Source organism: Myroides pelagicus, assembly GCF_009711055.1.
In the GTDB taxonomy this organism is placed as follows: domain Bacteria; phylum Bacteroidota; class Bacteroidia; order Flavobacteriales; family Flavobacteriaceae; genus Flavobacterium; species Flavobacterium pelagicum.
On the sequence record NZ_WMJY01000018.1, the window covers coordinates 18,978 to 37,422 of the forward strand.

Consider the following 18,445-nt stretch of genomic DNA (forward strand, 5'->3'; position numbering starts at 1 on the left):
CCTCTATAATATTATATTTCAATCAGTATTAAAGATCCTTGTAACTCCGGCTTTTCTTTAACGTAACAAGATACCCAACTAACCAATTGATCTACATCATAAGGGAGTAATTGTTTAATAGCTTTTTGTAGTTCTTTGTAAAACAATGCTGGATCAAAACTTACGTTTTCTAAAATTGTTCTAGCAAATTCAAACATATTAAGCGATTTCATTTCTATAGTTTTTCTGTTTTTTTCTATGATAAAAGTAATCATTAGACAAATAATACTAAAACCCCTTTAGATGAATTAATAATTATTTAATAAGATACCTATTATTTATAATTTTAACACCAATAGTACATACTAAACTAACTAAAAGTAACGTTAGCTTAATCTATAGTTAATTTTAATTACCAATAAATGCTTACACGATCATTCTAAAAAAATAAAAGCACTTCTCTCGAAGTGCTTTTTTATTTATGCATTTAACAAATTTAATGAATCATGTAATTCTGGCTTATTCTTTACATAGCCATTTACCCATTTAGAAAGCTGTTCAACATCGTATGGTAATAAATAATTGATCGCTTTACTTAATTCTTTATAAAATAATTTAGGATCGAAACTTACGTTTTCTAAAACTAAGCGAGTGTAATCGAACATTGCTCTTGTTTTCATAATAACACTTTTTTCTTTACTACTTGAGTAAATATACTCCTTTTTACAACTAATAATAAATTATCATTCAAACTTTAATACAATTTTAGCAACCTCAATAAAAGTAGCTATAAATTATCTTCAATAAATAAAATCCTCGAATAACAAAACCTTGAATAAATCAAGCAACTTTACATAAAACGATAGAGTTCTTAAATTCTTATTCAAATAAATTAAAAAAACACCTTTTAACTCTAAAGCTCATAACTACTTTAACAAAACACATTTTTATCGTCAATAGAATACACTTTTCAAAAAAACAAGTCACAACAACAAGAAGTCCTATCAAGAAAACAAACATAAATACACAGCAGAATATGCTTTTCAGACCGCAAGTCCCCTAAGAAAATATCACTATATTTGCTTCACATATTCTCTAAACACAATCCTATTTCTCTCTTTCTACTAAAGTTCTAAGTTAGAAATCTTGTGCAAGAGATGCTTTAGAATCAAATCAATAATAAAAAATTAGATAAACTCCGTTATGAACAATTTACAACAAGTAATCGAGCAGGCATGGAATGATCGATCATTACTACAAAATCAAGATACACAAAATACTATTCGTGAAGTAATTGAACTAATTGACACAGGAAAACTACGCGTAGCAGAACCTTTAAATGATGGATGGCAAGTTAACGAGTGGGTAAAGAAAGCAGTGGTGCTATACTTCCCTATCCAAAAAATGGAAACCTTAGAAGCAGGTATATTTGAATACCACGATAAGATGCCGCTAAAAAAGAACTATGCAGAAAAAGGTATCAGAGTAGTACCTAATGCTGTGGCTCGTCATGGTGCATATATTTCATCAGGTGTTATCCTTATGCCTTCTTATGTGAATATCGGTGCTTATGTAGATGAAGGAACAATGGTAGATACATGGGCTACTGTAGGATCATGTGCACAAATCGGTAAAAATGTTCACTTATCTGGTGGGGTAGGTATTGGAGGTGTATTAGAACCACTACAAGCTGCTCCTGTAATTATCGAAGACAATGCATTCATCGGATCGCGTTGTATCGTAGTAGAAGGTGTACGCGTTGGTAAAGAAGCTGTATTGGGTGCTAATGTAGTACTTACTGCTTCTACAAAAATTATTGATGTAACAGGAGATACTCCTAAAGAAATAAAAGGATATGTTCCTGAGCGCTCTGTTGTTATCCCTGGTTCATACACTAAGAAATTCCCTGCTGGTGAATTTCAAGTGCCATGTGCCTTAATCATCGGTCAAAGAAAACCATCTACAGATCTTAAAACATCTCTAAACGATGCTCTTAGAGAATATAATGTAGCTGTATAAGGATCTATCTATTATGAATAAAATCTCAGGAGTTATAATTGCTTTTAATGAAGAACAGTATATTGAGCAATGCTTACAATCCTTACAAGGAGTAGTCGATGAAATCGTTGTTATTGATTCTTTTTCCACAGACAAAACAGTAGAAATAGCCCAAAAATACAATGCCCGTGTTATCGAACATGCTTTCATAGGATATACCGATCAAAAGAACTTTGCTAATGATCAAGCACTATTTGATTACATCCTTTCATTAGATGCAGACGAAGCTCTTAGTGATGAATTAAAACAACAAATCCTTCATATTAAACCAACTATTGATAAATATGAAGGATATAGTTTTAATATTTTAAACAACTATTGTGGACAATGGATCAGACATTCAAATTGGTATCCTGGGACAAAAACACGTTTGTTCAATAAAAATAGAGGTAGATGGTATAGTCCTACAAATTTACATGAGACGATCAAGTTTCAAGATGTTAGTCAGACCAAACATTTAAAAGGAGACTTACTACATTGGGCTTATGATAGCTATAGTGAACATCATTCTAAAAATGATCGGTATACAACATTAGCCGCTACTAATTTTGTCAAGTACAAAGACAAAAAAATTCCTGTAATCAAAATAGTTATCAACCCATTTTGGAAGTTTTTTAAAAACTATTTTATTAAAAAAGGCTTCTTAGATGGTTTAAATGGTTTTGTAATCTGTTCTATGGCTGCATATTCTACTTTTTTAAAGTATATAAAAATCATAGAACTACAACGAAAAAATAAAATATGAAGATTGGTTTTGACGCTAAGCGATTATTTCACAACAATACTGGCCTAGGTAATTACAGCCGTGATCTAGTTCGTATTATAAAAAAGTATTATCCAAACAACGATTATATCTTATATAACCCTAAGCCAAAAGCTATACCTTTTTTCTCAGATAATCACAATTTTAAAGTTATCACGCCTAAAGGGTTAATGAAAAAACTTCACTTTATTTGGAGAACCTATGGTATAGCAAAAAACCCGACAACTAAGCAATTGGATATCTATCACGGTCTATCCGGAGAAATACCTATAGGCCTACCGACTAAAATTAAAAAAGTAGTCACTATTCACGATCTCATCTTCGAACGCTATCCACACTTATATTCCAAGTGGGATAGAAAAGCACACTTTAAAAAATTTAAATACGCAGTCGAGCATGCAGATGCTATCGTAGCTATCAGTGAACAAACAAAAGCAGATATTGTTCAATACCTAAACGTACAACCCGAAAAGATACAAGTTATCTATCAAGGTTGTGCTCAAGCGTTTAAAGAACAATATACAATTGAGAAATTAGAGCAGACCCGTCTGAAGTTTAAACTTCCAAAAGAGTTTGTGTTAAATGTTGGTACTATCGAAGAAAGAAAAAACGCTTTTAACCTTGTCAAAGCAGTTAAAGATATTGACACAACACTAGTTCTTATCGGTCGTAAAACTGATTATACAATATCAATAGAACAATACATCAAAGCCAATCATATCGAAGATAAAGTTATATTCCTTCAAGGGGTGTCATTAGAAGAATTAGCTCATATCTACCAGTTAGCTACAATATTTGCTTATCCTTCTATCTTTGAGGGTTTTGGTATCCCTATTATAGAAGCCTTATATTCGGGTACTCCTGTCATTACGACAAACTCTGGTGTGTTTCCTGAAGCTGGTGGCCCTGATAGCATATATATTGATGAACAAGATACTGAACAAATTAACCTAGCTATTAGTAAACTATTAAATGACAAATTAATGAGATTACAAATGGCAGAACGAGGTAAAGCATTTGCCCAAAAATTTAATGATAGAGAAATAGCAGAACATTGGAATAACTTATACAAAAAACTACTTTAACATGACTATTCTTCATCTAAATTTACAAGACGGCTGGAGGGGTGGTGAGCAACAACTAGCATATTTACTCGTAAATCACCAACAAAGGGGTATAAACTCTATATTAGTATGTAAACCCGATAGTGACTTACATCATTTTGCTCTTGCAAACAACATCCCTTGTTTCCCCGTGAAAAATAATGGAATTAATAAATTTTCTGCTATCCTTAATGTAAAAAAACTAATTAAACGAAAAAACATAGAACTAATTCATTGTCATGAGTCTAAAGGTCTAAATATAGCCATTGCCATTAAAGCATTATTTCGCGTAAAAAAACCTTTAATTTTACATAGAAGAGTTGTTTTCCCCATAAAAGGATGGTTTAGTCGAAATATCAAATATAGCGATAAATATATTGATCAAACTATTTGCATTAGTACAGCGGTTCAAAGGGTTTTTAATCAAACAACAAAAAACAACAAAACTTTAGTAATACCAAGCATGACAGACACCTCTTTTGATTACACAAACACGTTTATATTAAAAGATGAATATCAAATTAATACTTCTAAAGTCATAATCGGATACATAGCTGCACTAACTTATGAAAAGGATCATGAAACATTTTTAAAAACAGCTAAAAAAATTCTAACTCAACGAGAAGATATTCTTTTTCTAATTATAGGTAAAGGTCCTCTAGAAGCCTCATTAAAACAACTTAGTAAAAAACTAAATATCGAAAACAATGTTAAATTCTTAGGCTTTGTCCCTAACGCTAAGAAACTTATCCCCGAAATAGACATCTTACTTTTTACTTCTAGGTTTGAAGGCTTTGGTTCCACTATTTTAGATTTTTTTATAGCTAAGAAGCCTGTCGTAGCTGTGAAGAACGGTGGGTCAGAAGATGCAATCACAAACGAAAGTACTGGATATTTATGCGAAGCTGGGGATGTCGAAAAACTAACAGAATACACTCTAGAGGTATTGAATAATCCCCAAAAAACAAACATACTAGTTAATAACGCATACAATTATACCGTAAAAAATTGTTCGATTAATGCTGTAAGCCAATTGATTTTAGACACCTATAAACAATGTTTAAAATAATTTACCAAATCGTAACTTCAATTTAAACTTAAACATAGACTCGTTTCCACGTACATCTACACGTTGTATTTCATAAGGGTTCTTAAATGGAAATGTATTTACCTTATTACCTATGCGAAGACCATAGGTAATCTTATTCTTCTTGAGTTCGTCGAAAAAAGAAGATTTTCCTGGCTCCTTTTTCGGAAAATTGCCATAAGGATAGGCTACTGCTGGAAAAACCTTCAGATCATTAGACTCTGCAATCGAATAACAAGTGTCAAAGTCCTCCTTCAGCTCCTCATTGGACAGATTAGCATAAGCTCTATGTCTATAAGAATGATGACCTAACTCTATTAAATCAGGTAAATCCTTCAGTTGTTGTATTGACATAATTGCTTCTTTACCTTCATTCCAATCATCAGTCCCACCAATATAAAAAAATGGAATAAAAAATGTTGCTTTCAATTGATACTTCACTAATAGTGGAATAGCATAAAGCATTTGATTGACTGTCACATCGTCAAACGTAATCACGACATTCTTACCCGATAAAGATTCTTTCCCTTCTAATTCACTTAAGTGATGAGTTTGATACTTCCTTTCTGTCAAATACTTAAATTGTTCTTCAAGAAAATCTTGATGGATTGTCAATCTCTCAACTTTATCATTCTCACGTGTTACATTGTGGTACATCAATATTGGAAGTCTTGCCATTTTATTTTTTTAACAAAAATAAGCATAGCACAGCATAAAACAATGTTTAAACTTTTAAATTCACTTCTACAGTACAATATTCTCTCATCTCATAGAAAATAGTGCAGCGGCAAGCGCGATTTTTTGATTTTTTTTCACGACATTCGCCATGGTCGGGAAGTGGTCGGGATATGATCGGGATATGGTCGGGACTTTTTATCCTAAAATATCCCGACCATATCCCAAGCACAACTCAATCACTTTTGGATCAAGTCAAATACATTCAAAATACTTTTTCCCTTTTGGAAAAAAAGTTGATTATTTTAAATTAACTATAGTATCTACTCTTTTCATTCTTTACTCTTTTCAAAAAACAAACCTGCCTAATCCAGTCGATTTCCAAAGATTTTAGAAAGTCAAATCATAGGTGAATAATAATTTTTAAAATCTTATTTTTTAGACTATTTTTGTGCATTACAACAACAACTAAATATTCTTAACGTAATGATTCATTTCTTCGAAAACCCTTCGAGAAAGTTCTACACTGTACAAGTAGAGAACAACTTATCTAATGAAGATATCCAAAAGTTAAATTGGTTATTTGGCAATGCCAAGCACATCAACGAGAAAACAATCAACGCTAAATTTGTCGGTCCACGTGCTACGATGGTTACTCCGTGGAGTACGAATGCTGTAGAAATTACTCAAAACATGGGTATCAACGGTATTATTCGCATTGAGGAATTTGTAAAAGCAGAAGACTGTGATACATTCGACCCAATGTTATCACAAGAGTTTGAAGCACTACACCAAGACATCTTTACTATCAATATTGCTCCAGAAGCAATTAACTACATTGAAGATATTGCTAAATACAACCAACAAGAAGGTTTAGCCTTAAATGACGAAGAGATTACTTACCTAAATGAATTATCTACTAAACTTGGGCGTAAATTAACTGACTCTGAAGTATTCGGATTCTCTCAGGTTAATTCTGAACACTGTCGTCACAAGATATTCAATGGTACATTCATCATCGATGGAGAAGAACAACCTACTTCTCTATTCAAATTAATTAGAAAAACATCTGAAACAAATCCTAATGATATTGTTTCAGCTTATAAAGATAACGTTGCTTTTGTCAAAGGACCTAAAGTAACACAGTTTGCTCCAAAATCAGCAGACAAACCAGACTTCTACGCAGAGACTGAATTTGACTCTGTGATTTCATTAAAAGCAGAAACACACAACTTCCCTACTACTGTAGAGCCTTTTAATGGTGCAGCTACCGGATCAGGAGGAGAAATACGTGACCGTTTGGCTGGTGGACAAGGTTCACTACCATTAGCAGGTACTGCTATCTATATGACGTCTTACTCTCGTTTAGAAGAAAACCGTCCTTGGGAACAAGCGATGGACGAAAGAGCATGGTTATACCAAACGCCTATTGATATCTTAATCAAAGCTTCTAATGGTGCGTCTGACTTTGGTAACAAATTCGGACAACCGTTGATTACAGGTTCTATCCTTACTTTCGAGCACGAAGAAGACGCTCGTAAACTTGGGTTTGACAAAGTAATCATGCAAGCTGGTGGTATCGGTTATGGTAAACTTGACCAAGCATTAAAACACAAACCAACAGAAGGTGACCAAGTAGTAATCTTAGGTGGTGAGAACTACAGAATCGGTATGGGTGGAGCTGCAGTATCTTCTGCTAACACTGGTGCTTTTGGTTCTGGTATCGAGCTAAACGCTATTCAGCGTTCTAACCCAGAGATGCAAAAACGTGCTGCTAATGCTATACGTGCGATGGTAGAAGCTGAACACAACCCAATCGTATCTATTCACGATCACGGGGCGGGTGGACACTTAAACTGTCTCTCTGAATTAGTAGAAGAAACAGGTGGACACATCAACTTAGACAACTTACCAGTAGGTGACCCTACCTTATCTGCTAAAGAAATCATCGGCAACGAATCTCAAGAAAGAATGGGATTAGTAATCGGACAAAAAGACATTGATACTTTAGCGAAAATTGCAGAGAGAGAGCGTGCTCCAATGTATACTGTAGGTGAGATTACAAATGATCACCGCTTCACTATTGAGTCTAAGTCAAACGGTGCTAAACCAATGGACTTCGCTATTGAAGATATGTTTGGAAGTTCTCCAAAAACGATCATGGATGATAAAACAATCAACCGTGTATATGCTGACTTAGATTACTCTGTAACAAAAGTAGAAGAATACTTAAACCAATTATTACAATTAGAAGCTGTTGCTTCAAAAGATTGGTTAACAAATAAAGTCGACCGTTGTGTTGGTGGTCGTGTGGCTAAGCAACAATGTACTGGTCCATTACAATTACCATTAAACAACTTAGGTGCCATGGCACTTGATTACAAAGGTAAAGAAGGTATAGCTACTACTGTAGGACATGCTCCTATCGTAGCTATCGTAGATCCAGCTGCAGGAAGTAGAAATGCTATCGCAGAGGCTTTATCAAATATCGTTTGGGCTCCATTGAAAGATGGAATCAAAAACGTTTCTTTATCTGCTAACTGGATGTGGGCATGTAACAATGCTGGAGAAGATGCTCGTTTATACAAAGCTGTAAAAGCTTGTTCTGACTTTGCTATCGAATTAGGAATCAATATCCCTACAGGAAAAGATTCATTATCAATGAAGCAAAAGTATCCTAACGATGAAGTAATCGCTCCTGGTACTGTTATTATTTCTGCTGCAGCTAACTGTACAGATATTACTAAAATAGTAGAACCTACTTTAAAGAAAAACGCTGGTTCTATTTACTATATCAATTTGTCTAAAGACAACTTCAAATTAGGAGGTTCTTCTTTTGCACAGATATTAAACAAAATTGGTCAAGAAGTACCAACAATCACTGATGCTACTTATTTTAAAAACGCATTCAATGCAGTACAAGAATTAGTAGCTAACGAACAAATCGCTGCTGGACACGATATCGGAAGTGGTGGTTTAGTTACTTCTCTTTTAGAAATGACGTTTGCAGATGTGAACTTAGGTGCTAAATACGACTTAACTCCTCTTAACGAAAAAGATACAGTAAAAGCATTGTTCAACGAGAACATTGCACTTATCGTTCAAGCTAAAGACGACGCAACTTTAGAACAAGCATTGGCTGCTAAAGGAGTGGAAGCTGTGAAGATTGGTACTGCAACAACAGATGAAAAAGTGTCATTCATTAACGGAGCAGATCACTTCGAATTTAGCGTTCCTGCTATCAGAGATACTTGGGCTAAGACGTCTTACTTATTAGACCAAAAACAAACAAAGAATAACAAAGCAACAGATCGTTATAACAACTATAAAGTGCAACCTTTAAACTTCAGTTTTCCAGCTCAGTTTGACGGTAAAAAACCTGTGGTTGACGCTTCTAAACCAAGACCTAAAGCTGCTATTATCCGAGAGAAAGGTAGTAACTCAGAGAGAGAGGTTGCTAACGCAATGTTCTTAGCTGGTTTTGATGTAAAAGACGTTCACATGACCGACCTTATCTCAGGAAGAGAAACGCTAGAAGACATCCAATTTATTGGAGCTGTAGGAGGATTCTCTAACTCAGATGTATTAGGATCTGCTAAAGGATGGGCTGGTGCATTTATGTACAATGAAAAAGCAAATACTGCGCTGAAAAACTTCTTTGCTCGTAAAGACACTCTATCTGTAGGTATCTGTAACGGATGTCAGTTATTTATGGAATTAGAGTTAATCAACCCAGAACACGAAGTACACGGTAAGATGTTGCACAACGATTCTCAAAAACACGAGAGCAACTTTACTTCAGTTACAATCCAAGAAAACAACTCTATTATGCTTTCTACATTAGCAGGAAGCACTTTAGGTGTATGGATTTCTCATGGAGAAGGTAAATTCAACTTACCTGAAACAGAAGATAAATACAATATCGTAGCTAAATATGCTTATGAAGCTTACCCAGCTAACCCTAATGGTTCTGACTTTAACACAGCAATGATGTGTGATACTACAGGACGACACTTAGTGATGATGCCTCACATTGAGCGTTCATTGTTTCAATGGCACTGGGCTAACTATCCAGAAGGAAGAAAAGACGAAGTTTCTCCTTGGATGGAAGCATTCGTTAATGCACGTCAATGGATTGAAGAAAACAACGCTAAATAATCAAATAGCTATATACAACAAAGCCTCCTAATGGGAGGCTTTGTTGTTTTTATACTATACCTAAAACAAACTATATATTTTATTCTTCATGACGCTCTTTTAAGACAGACTCTATATCGCTCAATACAAAGCCTTTCGCCTTTAGAAGAATTAAGTAGTGATATAACAAATCCGCAGCTTCATTTTTAAACAATTCATCATTATCATCTTTTGCTTCAATCACCACTTCAACAGCCTCTTCTCCAACTTTTTGAGCCACCTTATTAATACCTCGTTTATAAAGTTGGTTTGTATATGAGGACTCAACATTGTTATCTATGCGTTCACTGATAATTTGTTCTAAGGTATATACAAAGCCTTTATCGTTTATTTTACCAAAACAAGAAGTACTTCCAGTATGACAGGTAGCTCCTATCGCCTGTACTGTGATTAAAAGACAATCCTTATCACAATCCGTCTTAATCTCCTTTACTAATAAATAATTGCCCGAAGTCTCCCCTTTAGTCCACAATCTATTCTTAGTACGACTAAAGAAAGTAACCTTTCTTTCTGCTACCGTTTGTTCATAAGCCTCTTCATTCATATACCCCTGCATCAACACCTGCAAAGAGTCTTTATCTTGCACAATAACAGGTACTAATCCATTTCCTTTTTGAAAGTCTATTTCTAATTTCATCTTACGCATATATTATTATTAATCAAATCCTGTTTCAGCTGTGAAACATTTACTTCTCCATAGTGAAAAATACTAGCAGCTAATGCACCTGTCGCTTTAGTTTGAGAAAATACTTCCACAAAATGATTAATATTTCCAGCACCCCCAGAAGCTATAACAGGAATATTCACAATATCAGTCACTTCTGCTGTGATATCAAGTGCAAAACCATCTTTAGTACCATCATTATTCATAGAGGTCAGCAGTATCTCTCCAGCACCCAATTGCTCAACTTGTTTTACCCAGTCAATCGTCTTTAACGAGGTCTTGATTCTCCCTCCAGCACTATACACCCACCACTCATCATCTTCATACTTTGTATCGATAGCTACTACAGCACATTGACTACCTAACAGCTCAGCTATTTCACGAATAAGTTCAGGTCGTTTAATCGCGGCAGAATTAACACTTACTTTATCCGCTCCTGCTCGTACCAGATCTACAGCTTGCTCTTGAGTACTAATTCCTCCGCCAACTGTAAATGGTATATTAATTTGACTTGCTATTTCTGTAACCAAACTAATCAAAGTCTTTCGATTTTCAACTGTCGCAGTAATATCTAAAAAGACTAACTCATCTATTCCTTCATTAGCATAACGCTGCGCTAAGGATATTGGATCACCTGCTCGCTGAATATCAACGAAGTTGACTCCCTTAACGACTTCTCCATCTTGTATATCCATACAAGCTATGATTCTATTCTTTAACATAATTCGCTTAATTCTTTGAGTGTTATTTTTTCTTCGTATATAGCCTTGCCGATAATCACTCCCTCACAGCCAATCTTTTTTAATGCATATAACTCCTCTACAGTAGTAAGCCCTCCACTTGCAATAAGTTTCACTTTACTATTAGATATTATCTCTTCATACAGTCCTATAGCAGGACCGTTAAGCATTCCATCTTTCTCTATATCTGTTACTATCGAATATTCCACTCCTTTTTGCTCATAAGATTGGATAAATGCTAATACCTCAGTATCAGTAGAGTCTAACCAGCCTTGAGTCATAATCTTGCGTTGTTTACAATCTGCTCCTAAGATCACTTTATCATTACCATATAAACTTAACCACTCAAGAAAAAGATCAGGCTCTGTCGCTGCAATACTTCCCACTGTTACTTGTCTAGCTCCACTATTAAATGCAGTAGCAATATCAACTGTATTCTTTATTCCTCCTCCAAAATCTATTTGCAAAGTAGTCTGAGTAGCTATTTGCTCTAAGGTCTTGGCATTCACTATTTTCTTAGACTTAGCCCCATCTAGGTCTACTACATGTAAATATTTTATTCCTGCATCTTCAAACTGTTTAGCTACTTCTACAGGATTAGTATTATATACCTTTGAAGTACTATAATCCCCTTTAGACAAGCGTACACACTTCCCATTTATTATATCAATTGCTGGTATAATCCTCATAATTCTAAAAAATTTTTTAATAATAACTCACCTATTTTACCTGATTTCTCTGGGTGAAACTGTACAGCGTAAAAGTTGTCTTTTTGTAAGGCTGCAGAAAAAGGCAGGATATAATCATTCACAGCAATAGTACAAGTATTCAAAGTCGCGTAATAACTATGCACATAATAGAAATTATCTGCTTCTGCTATCCCCTCAAAAATGCTATCCCCTTCTAACAACTTAAAGTCATTCCACCCCATATGTGGAACGATCTCTAAGGGAGGAAACTTCCTCACTACATTTGAGAAAACACCAATACCTTTGGTATTTCCTTCTTCACTAAAGGCACACATCAATTGCATTCCTAAGCAAATTCCTAATACTGGTTTTTTTAACTCTTTTATCACTTGATCTAAGCCCCGCTCAACCAAGTATTCCATAGCTGATGATGCTTCTCCCACTCCAGGAAAGATCACTTTATCTGCTGATTTTAGAATAGCTACATCATCTGTAACAATAGTCTTATAGCCCAATCGTTGAATAGCATTCTCAACAGATTGTACATTGCCTGCATTGTATTTTAGTATTGCTATCATAGGATTCCTTTTGTACTAGGTATGTTATAATTCGTTGTTTGATTCACTGCCATTTTAATAGCCTTGGCAAATGCCTTGAAAATAGACTCTATTTTGTGGTGTTCATTATCCCCCTCTACTTTAATGTTTAAGTTACAACTCGCTGCATCGCAAAAAGATTTAAAGAAATGATAAAACATTTCGGTAGGCATATCTCCAACCCTTTCTCTTTTGAACTCCGCATCCCAAACTAACCAAGACCTACCTCCGAAGTCAATTGCTACCTGAGCGATACATTCATCCATTGGCAACAAGAATCCATAACGTTCAATGCCTTTCTTTGTTCCTAATGCTTTTTTAAAAGCGGTTCCCAATGCAATAGCTGTATCCTCTATCGTGTGGTGTTCATCTACTTGTAAATCACCTTTCACTTCTATCTTTAACCCAATATTACCGTGTCTGTTGATTTGTTCTAGCATGTGATCAAAAAAGCCCAAACCAGTATTAATCTTACAAACTTTAGCATTATCTAAATTGACTTCTATATCAATAGTTGTTTCATTTGTCTTTCTATACTCCTTACCAATTCGAGGTTGTTGTTTTAAAAACTGATAAATCTCTTCCCAGTCCATTGTAGATAACGCAGCTCGATCATCATTGTCCTCATTGATATAAATAGCTTGACTACCTAAATTATCTGCTAGTTGTATATCTGTCTGACGGTCACCCAATACAAATGAATTAACCAAATCGTATTCTCCGTAGACATACTTTCCTAACATTCCTAAGCCCGGTTTACGTGTTGGTTTATTCTCATATTCAAAAGAATCATCTACATAAATATCTGTAAATACAACCCCTTCATCTGCTAACGTACTCAAGATGAAGTTCTGTACAGGCCAAAATGTCTCTTCAGGAAAGGAGTTGGTACCTAAACCATCTTGGTTACTAACTAAGACTAGTGTATAATCTAATTCACGTGCAATCTTAGACAAGCTAGAAATCACCTTTGGAAGGAACACTAATTTTTCAAAACTATCGATCTGAAAATCTTCAGGCTCTTTTATGATAGTTCCATCTCTATCAATAAATAATACTTTCTTTTTCACTGGTTATCGCTTTTAGTGCTGTTAATAATTGGTTATTTTCTTCTGGTAAACCTATAGATATACGCAGTGTATTATCAACTACTTTACTTCGGTTTCGGACTATAATTTGTCGATTAATCAATTCCTCATACAACTGATTAGCATTGTTAAACTTAACTAAGAGATAGTTAGCATCTGAAGGATAAACCACTTGTGTAATTGACAAATTCATCAGTGCATTTCTCACTCTTTCTTTTTCACTTAGAAGCAATGCAATTCTTTGATCAAATCCATCACTATCCCTTAATATTTCAATTGCTTGCTCTTGATTAATACTACTCAGATTATAAGGTGACTTAACTTTATTAAAAAAGTAAAGTAATTCTTCACTCATCCACGCTAAACCAATACGTAGACCTGCCATTCCCCAGCCTTTAGACAAAGTTTGCAAAATGATTAAATTAGGATATTGAGCTAATGCTGCAAGCCAAGATGCTTCTTTGCTAAAATCAATATAAGCTTCATCTAATATAACTATCCCTTTAAATTGCTCAAGTATTCGTGTAATGGTTTCTCTATTAATTAAGTTTCCTGTAGGATTATTTGGCGAACAAATAAACATAAGCTTTACAGCTTCATCTTTTAAATAAGGTTCTACAATTTTCGTATCAATCTGAAATTCACTATTCAAAGGAATCGTTATTAATTCTACAGCATTTACATTAGCATAAACTTCATACATACCGTATGTTGGAGTAAACACAATAGCTTTATTCATATTGGGTTCACAAAAAATTCGAAAGGCTAAATCAATTGCTTCATCACTCCCATTTCCTAAGAACAATTCCTTTACACTACCTCCTTTTATCTCACTGATTACTTCTTTCAATCGATTTTGATAAGGATCTGGATAACGATTAACCGTACCAAAAGGGTTCTCATTTGCATCTAAAAACACCCCCTTATCTCCTTTATATTCATCTCTAGCACTCGTATAAGGCGACAACTTAGCGATATTAGCTCTTACTAATTTACTAACATTTAAATTAACTCTACTCATTACTTAGCTTTTTTAGTCGAATACTTACTGCATTTTTATGCGCAATTAATTGTTCTGCTTCAGCCATTACTTCAATTGCTTTTCCGATATTCTGCAATCCTTGCTTAGTCAATTGTTGGAAAGTAATTTTCTTAACAAAACTATCCACCGATACCCCACTATAGTTCTTCGCATATCCATTAGTAGGCAATGTGTGGTTAGTACCACTAGCATAATCACCTGCACTCTCACAAGAATATGCTCCTAAAAACACTGAGCCAGCGTTCACCACTAAATCAACATATTGTTCTGCATGATCAATATTCAAGATTAAGTGTTCTGGAGCATAAGCATTACTAAAAGCAATACACTCTTTCAAAGTAGCAAATTCAACCATCAGGCTATTATTTAAAGTTTGCTTTGCAAGTTCTTTTCTAGGCAATTCTTCCAGTTGCTTATTTATAGCCTCATTAACTTCTTCAATTTTTTTTGTACTTGTAGTCACAAATACTACTTGACTATCAATACCGTGCTCAGCTTGTGACAATAAATCCGCAGCAATAAATTCAGCATCAGACTGTTCATCTGCTATAATTAATACTTCGCTTGGTCCTGCAGGCATATCAATGGCTACTCCTTGTGTTTGCACAAGCTCCTTCGCTTTCGTTACATATTGATTTCCTGGTCCAAATATTTTATATACCTGAGGTACACTCTCTGTACCATAAGCCATTGCTGCAATAGCTTGAGCTCCTCCTATTTTAAAAATAGTATCTATTCCTAAATATTGTGCTGCATACAGTACTACTTCATTTACTTTTCCTTGTTTATTACACGGAGTACACAACACAATTTGCTTACATCCGGCTATTTGGGCCGGAATGGCTAACATCAATAAAGTTGAAAATAATGGTGCTGTCCCTCCTGGAATATACAAGCCTACCCTTTCAATACCTACGCTTTTTCGCCAACAGTTTACACCATCAGTGGTTTCAATTACTTCCTCCGTATGAACTTGAGACTGGTGAAATTTCTTTATATTACTCGCGGCAACTTCAATAGCTTGTTTTATCTCTTGACTAACTAATTTAGATGATGCTTTCAACTCTTCTTGATTGACCTGTAGGTCAGTTAATTGCACTTCATCAAAAAGAGAAGTAAAACTTCGAATGGCCTCATCTCCTCTTAGCTTAACTTGATTAAGTATCATAGAGATACTTTCATTCAAACTTTCTGTTTTAATAGTTGGACGTTTAATTAACTGCTCCCATTCTTGAAAAGGTGGTTGATATATTGTTTTCATAAGTCCTTTGTTTTTAATAAATCATTTTTTCAATTGGAGCAACTAAAATACCTTCTGCTCCTAGTCCTTTTAATTCATCTATAATATCCCAAAACTGATCCTCTTGAATTACAGAGTGCAAACTACTCCACCCTTGATCTGCTAGTGGCAATATGGTCGGACTTTTCATTCCAGGAAGAATAGCTATGATTTGTTCTAGTTTATCGTTAGGAGCATTTAAGAGAATATATTTGCGTTCTTTTGCATTTAGCACAGATTTAATACGAAACAATAGCTTATCTAGTAGAGCTTGCTTCTCTTGGTTTAAGCTTTGACTACTAATCAATATAGCTTGGCTATCTAAGACTTTTTCTACCTCTTTTAATCCATTAGACATCAGTGTAGAGCCACTGCTTACAATATCACAAACACCGTTTGCTAGGCCAATACTAGGAGCAATTTCAACACTTCCAGAAATAAATTCTATAGAGGCATTTACGTTCTTCTCTTTTAAGTATTGTTCTAAAATAAAAGGATAGGAAGTAGCTATTTTTTTTCCTTCAAAATATTCAATTCCTCGGTAATCTTCACCTTTAGAAACAGCCAAGCTCAAACGGCAACTACCGAAGCCCAAATACTCTAAAACGTTAACTGGTAAGTTTGCTTCTAAATACACGTTCTCACCAATAATACCGATATCCGCAACTTGTTGTTCTACATACTTTGTAACATCGTCATCGCGTAAAAACAATACCTCGATTGGAAAATTCTTACTTTCAGCTATTAATTTACCTCCACCATTAGGAAATTTAATGCCACATTCTTTTAATAATTCTAGGGATTTTTCACTTAAACGCCCACTTTTCTGAATTGCAATTTTTAATTTACTCATATTATTTTAGATTAAAGTCTGAGTAAATCGATAGGAAGTATCAAATAGCAATAGGCTTAAAACAAAAAATCCCGTCTGATTTACTCAAACGGGATAATTAGATATTTTTGATTCAAATACACCATATCATTACCAGCTCGTAAGAGTACAAGTAGAATGATGATGATGATGTAATTGACTTGAATACATGTTTTCCTATTTTTTGACATTTCAAATGTAGGTATTTTTTCATTACAAAAAACAAAAAACAACCATTTATTTCAATTTTTTTTTAATGTAATTAACAAAAACCTAATAAACACAAGGGCTAAGAACCTTTACTTTTTTTGATAAAATTGAGCCATTTTATCCATTATTAAGTTAAATTGCACATCTACTTCCTCTGCGTTTTTACTAGTCAATGGAAAAGGAACCATATGAGAATACTTAAAAGGAAAGTCAAAAATGTTTACATCTATCGCAATATCTCTATAAGGTCCTTTCAGCATATTTAATGCTTCTACTGGTGGTGCAACCTCATCTGTTTTTAGATTTATAGACAATATTTGCTTCTCTAATTCTCTTAAACGACTCTCTCGCTCACCTTGAAAGTGGTTGTAGCGAAGCATTGTTTTAAACCAACTTTCACCAGGATGCAATACACGATCTTGATAGTGGTTAAGACGAGATTCTGCAGCAAAATTCGTAGTCAATAACTGAGCAAATATCTTTTGCATCATTATAGTTGCCCTACCATCCATAATATATTTAGACACTGGAAACATACGATCTATAGTCATTCCTCCACAAAAACAAACTAACTTGGCTTGTGATAATATTCCAAGAGGGTTTGCCATCATTAATATAATAGAAAGAAATGATCCTATGGAATAACCAAACAAATCAATGGTCGCTCTAGGCGAAAGCACATCAAATGCTCCAGCGCGCAAAGCTCTTTCCCAATCTATAAAATCGTAATAAGTCTGTAAACCCGACCAAAACATTCGTTGTGGATGTGCTTCCATACGTGTACTAATAGCTGCATTAACATAGCTACTATCCGAATTTTGTTTCCAATCTGCTGCACGCTTTTGTGCTATTTCAAACATCAATTTACGATCAGACCACTGCCATGGTGTACGATCCATATGAAAGCTAATAGGAAACAAAACAACAGCCTTTCCTGTCCGCTTAGTCAAAGCATAAGCCCACGGCAAATACTTGTCCCATTTCTTCTCATTCAACCCGTGATACATTACTATAACCTCATCACATACAGGCTTATCCATTGGTTTTACAACCGCTATCGTATAATTTAAATTTTCTTTTACACTATAGTCTGGAACATCTAATAGCGTATCAGTATCTTCCGTGTACTTCACAAAGGACTCCTCTAACTCTTCTTGATGAGCTGAACAAAACAGCCGCTCTGATCCAATTAAAATACCATCTGCTTGTTTCGAAAAAAAAGGATACTTGTGAATCTCTACTCCTAATACGTCGTCTTTTACAACATCAGAGTCTTGTTGAAAGAGTTGTTTTAACCTTTCGTGAATTTGGTAGTAATGCATTACATTTTATATAAGGTGAATCTCAGTGATTTTAATACAAACGTTTTTTCTCCCCTGCTTATTACTATCATGAGCTAAAAAT

Annotated in this window: 17 protein-coding genes; 5 read left to right on the plus strand and 12 right to left on the minus strand. The window is 34.6% G+C overall.

Annotated elements, in window-relative coordinates; genetic code table 11:
- Positions 1 to 11: 11 nt before the first annotated feature.
- Complete coding sequence (locus GJV77_RS08960) at positions 12 to 212, minus strand: hypothetical protein (protein ID WP_155036029.1); 201 nt, start codon at positions 210 to 212, stop codon at positions 12 to 14.
- Positions 213 to 458: 246 nt separating this feature from the next.
- Complete coding sequence (locus GJV77_RS08965) at positions 459 to 659, minus strand: hypothetical protein (RefSeq protein ID WP_155036030.1); 201 nt, start codon at positions 657 to 659, stop codon at positions 459 to 461.
- A 523-nt stretch (positions 660 to 1,182) separates the two neighbouring features.
- Between GJV77_RS08965 and GJV77_RS08970 the strand changes: the two genes are divergently transcribed.
- From GJV77_RS08970 to GJV77_RS08985, 4 genes are read left to right on the plus strand one after another with little or no spacing between them, the layout of a single operon-like run.
- On the plus strand, positions 1,183 to 1,998 hold the full coding sequence (locus tag GJV77_RS08970; protein WP_155036031.1) for a 2,3,4,5-tetrahydropyridine-2,6-dicarboxylate N-succinyltransferase: 816 nt from the start codon (positions 1,183 to 1,185) through the stop codon (positions 1,996 to 1,998).
- Between the two features lie 13 nt (positions 1,999 to 2,011).
- Complete coding sequence (locus GJV77_RS08975) at positions 2,012 to 2,782, plus strand: glycosyltransferase family 2 protein (RefSeq protein ID WP_155036032.1); 771 nt, start codon at positions 2,012 to 2,014, stop codon at positions 2,780 to 2,782.
- On the plus strand, positions 2,779 to 3,885 hold the full coding sequence (locus GJV77_RS08980) for a glycosyltransferase family 4 protein (protein ID WP_155036033.1): 1,107 nt from the start codon (positions 2,779 to 2,781) through the stop codon (positions 3,883 to 3,885). The genes GJV77_RS08975 and GJV77_RS08980 overlap by 4 nt, the downstream gene beginning before the upstream one ends.
- A gap of 1 nt (position 3,886) precedes the next feature.
- Positions 3,887 to 4,972, plus strand: a complete 1,086-nt coding sequence (locus tag GJV77_RS08985) for a glycosyltransferase (protein ID WP_155036034.1) — start codon at positions 3,887 to 3,889, stop codon at positions 4,970 to 4,972.
- Here the strand turns inward: GJV77_RS08985 and GJV77_RS08990 are convergent.
- Positions 4,964 to 5,668, minus strand: a complete 705-nt coding sequence (locus GJV77_RS08990; RefSeq protein ID WP_155036035.1) for a polysaccharide deacetylase family protein — start codon at positions 5,666 to 5,668, stop codon at positions 4,964 to 4,966. The genes GJV77_RS08985 and GJV77_RS08990 overlap by 9 nt on opposite strands.
- A gap of 483 nt (positions 5,669 to 6,151) precedes the next feature.
- Here GJV77_RS08990 and purL point away from each other — a divergent pair, with 483 nt between their 5' ends.
- Positions 6,152 to 9,823: a phosphoribosylformylglycinamidine synthase gene (gene purL / locus GJV77_RS08995; RefSeq protein WP_155036036.1), complete on the plus strand. Its 3,672-nt coding sequence runs from the start codon at positions 6,152 to 6,154 to the stop codon at positions 9,821 to 9,823.
- A 79-nt stretch (positions 9,824 to 9,902) separates the two neighbouring features.
- On the opposite strand, the gene hisIE is transcribed toward purL, so the two are convergent.
- The 9 genes from hisIE to GJV77_RS09040 form a co-directional block, all read right to left on the minus strand.
- Positions 9,903 to 10,499, minus strand: a complete 597-nt coding sequence (gene hisIE, locus GJV77_RS09000; RefSeq protein WP_155036037.1) for a bifunctional phosphoribosyl-AMP cyclohydrolase/phosphoribosyl-ATP diphosphatase HisIE — start codon at positions 10,497 to 10,499, stop codon at positions 9,903 to 9,905.
- The gene (hisF, locus tag GJV77_RS09005) at positions 10,496 to 11,248 is read right to left on the minus strand and encodes an imidazole glycerol phosphate synthase subunit HisF (RefSeq protein WP_155036038.1); all 753 of its coding nucleotides are present in this window, start codon (positions 11,246 to 11,248) and stop codon (positions 10,496 to 10,498) included. The genes hisIE and hisF overlap by 4 nt, the downstream gene beginning before the upstream one ends.
- Positions 11,242 to 11,955 carry a 1-(5-phosphoribosyl)-5-[(5-phosphoribosylamino)methylideneamino]imidazole-4-carboxamide isomerase gene (gene hisA / locus GJV77_RS09010; protein WP_155036039.1) on the minus strand — a complete coding sequence of 238 codons (714 nt, stop codon included), beginning with the start codon at positions 11,953 to 11,955 and terminating at the stop codon, positions 11,242 to 11,244. Before hisA ends, hisF begins: the two co-directional genes overlap by 7 nt.
- Entirely contained in the window at positions 11,952 to 12,533 is a 582-nt protein-coding gene (gene hisH / locus GJV77_RS09015) for an imidazole glycerol phosphate synthase subunit HisH (protein WP_155036040.1), read from the minus strand. The genes hisA and hisH overlap by 4 nt, the downstream gene beginning before the upstream one ends.
- Positions 12,530 to 13,621: a bifunctional histidinol-phosphatase/imidazoleglycerol-phosphate dehydratase HisB gene (hisB, locus tag GJV77_RS09020; RefSeq protein ID WP_162521597.1), complete on the minus strand. Its 1,092-nt coding sequence runs from the start codon at positions 13,619 to 13,621 to the stop codon at positions 12,530 to 12,532. The genes hisH and hisB overlap by 4 nt, the downstream gene beginning before the upstream one ends.
- Positions 13,596 to 14,660, minus strand: coding sequence for a histidinol-phosphate transaminase (gene hisC, locus GJV77_RS09025; protein ID WP_155036041.1), 1,065 nt, complete (start codon positions 14,658 to 14,660; stop codon positions 13,596 to 13,598). Before hisC ends, hisB begins: the two co-directional genes overlap by 26 nt.
- Positions 14,653 to 15,942: a histidinol dehydrogenase gene (gene hisD / locus GJV77_RS09030; RefSeq protein WP_155036042.1), complete on the minus strand. Its 1,290-nt coding sequence runs from the start codon at positions 15,940 to 15,942 to the stop codon at positions 14,653 to 14,655. The genes hisC and hisD overlap by 8 nt, the downstream gene beginning before the upstream one ends.
- A 13-nt stretch (positions 15,943 to 15,955) precedes the next feature.
- Positions 15,956 to 16,813: an ATP phosphoribosyltransferase gene (gene hisG, locus GJV77_RS09035; protein ID WP_155036043.1), complete on the minus strand. Its 858-nt coding sequence runs from the start codon at positions 16,811 to 16,813 to the stop codon at positions 15,956 to 15,958.
- A gap of 317 nt (positions 16,814 to 17,130) precedes the next feature.
- The gene (locus tag GJV77_RS09040; protein ID WP_155036044.1) at positions 17,131 to 18,363 is read right to left on the minus strand and encodes a DUF6051 family protein; all 1,233 of its coding nucleotides are present in this window, start codon (positions 18,361 to 18,363) and stop codon (positions 17,131 to 17,133) included.
- Between the last annotated feature and the right edge of the window lie 82 nt (positions 18,364 to 18,445).

Coding starts and splice junctions, on each gene's coding strand:
- GJV77_RS08960 (WP_155036029.1), bottom strand. CDS start 212: ATGAAATCGCTTAATATGTTTGAATTTGCTAGAACAATTTTAGAAAAC.
- GJV77_RS08965 (WP_155036030.1), bottom strand. CDS start 659: ATGAAAACAAGAGCAATGTTCGATTACACTCGCTTAGTTTTAGAAAAC.
- GJV77_RS08970 (WP_155036031.1), top strand. CDS start 1,183: ATGAACAATTTACAACAAGTAATCGAGCAGGCATGGAATGATCGATCA.
- GJV77_RS08975 (WP_155036032.1), top strand. CDS start 2,012: ATGAATAAAATCTCAGGAGTTATAATTGCTTTTAATGAAGAACAGTAT.
- GJV77_RS08980 (WP_155036033.1), top strand. CDS start 2,779: ATGAAGATTGGTTTTGACGCTAAGCGATTATTTCACAACAATACTGGC.
- GJV77_RS08985 (WP_155036034.1), top strand. CDS start 3,887: ATGACTATTCTTCATCTAAATTTACAAGACGGCTGGAGGGGTGGTGAG.
- GJV77_RS08990 (WP_155036035.1), bottom strand. CDS start 5,668: ATGGCAAGACTTCCAATATTGATGTACCACAATGTAACACGTGAGAAT.
- purL (WP_155036036.1), top strand. CDS start 6,152: ATGATTCATTTCTTCGAAAACCCTTCGAGAAAGTTCTACACTGTACAA.
- hisIE (WP_155036037.1), bottom strand. CDS start 10,499: ATGAAATTAGAAATAGACTTTCAAAAAGGAAATGGATTAGTACCTGTT.
- hisF (WP_155036038.1), bottom strand. CDS start 11,248: ATGTTAAAGAATAGAATCATAGCTTGTATGGATATACAAGATGGAGAA.
- hisA (WP_155036039.1), bottom strand. CDS start 11,955: ATGAGGATTATACCAGCAATTGATATAATAAATGGGAAGTGTGTACGC.
- hisH (WP_155036040.1), bottom strand. CDS start 12,533: ATGATAGCAATACTAAAATACAATGCAGGCAATGTACAATCTGTTGAG.
- hisC (WP_155036041.1), bottom strand. CDS start 14,660: ATGAGTAGAGTTAATTTAAATGTTAGTAAATTAGTAAGAGCTAATATC.
- hisD (WP_155036042.1), bottom strand. CDS start 15,942: ATGAAAACAATATATCAACCACCTTTTCAAGAATGGGAGCAGTTAATT.
- hisG (WP_155036043.1), bottom strand. CDS start 16,813: ATGAGTAAATTAAAAATTGCAATTCAGAAAAGTGGGCGTTTAAGTGAA.
- GJV77_RS09040 (WP_155036044.1), bottom strand. CDS start 18,363: ATGCATTACTACCAAATTCACGAAAGGTTAAAACAACTCTTTCAACAA.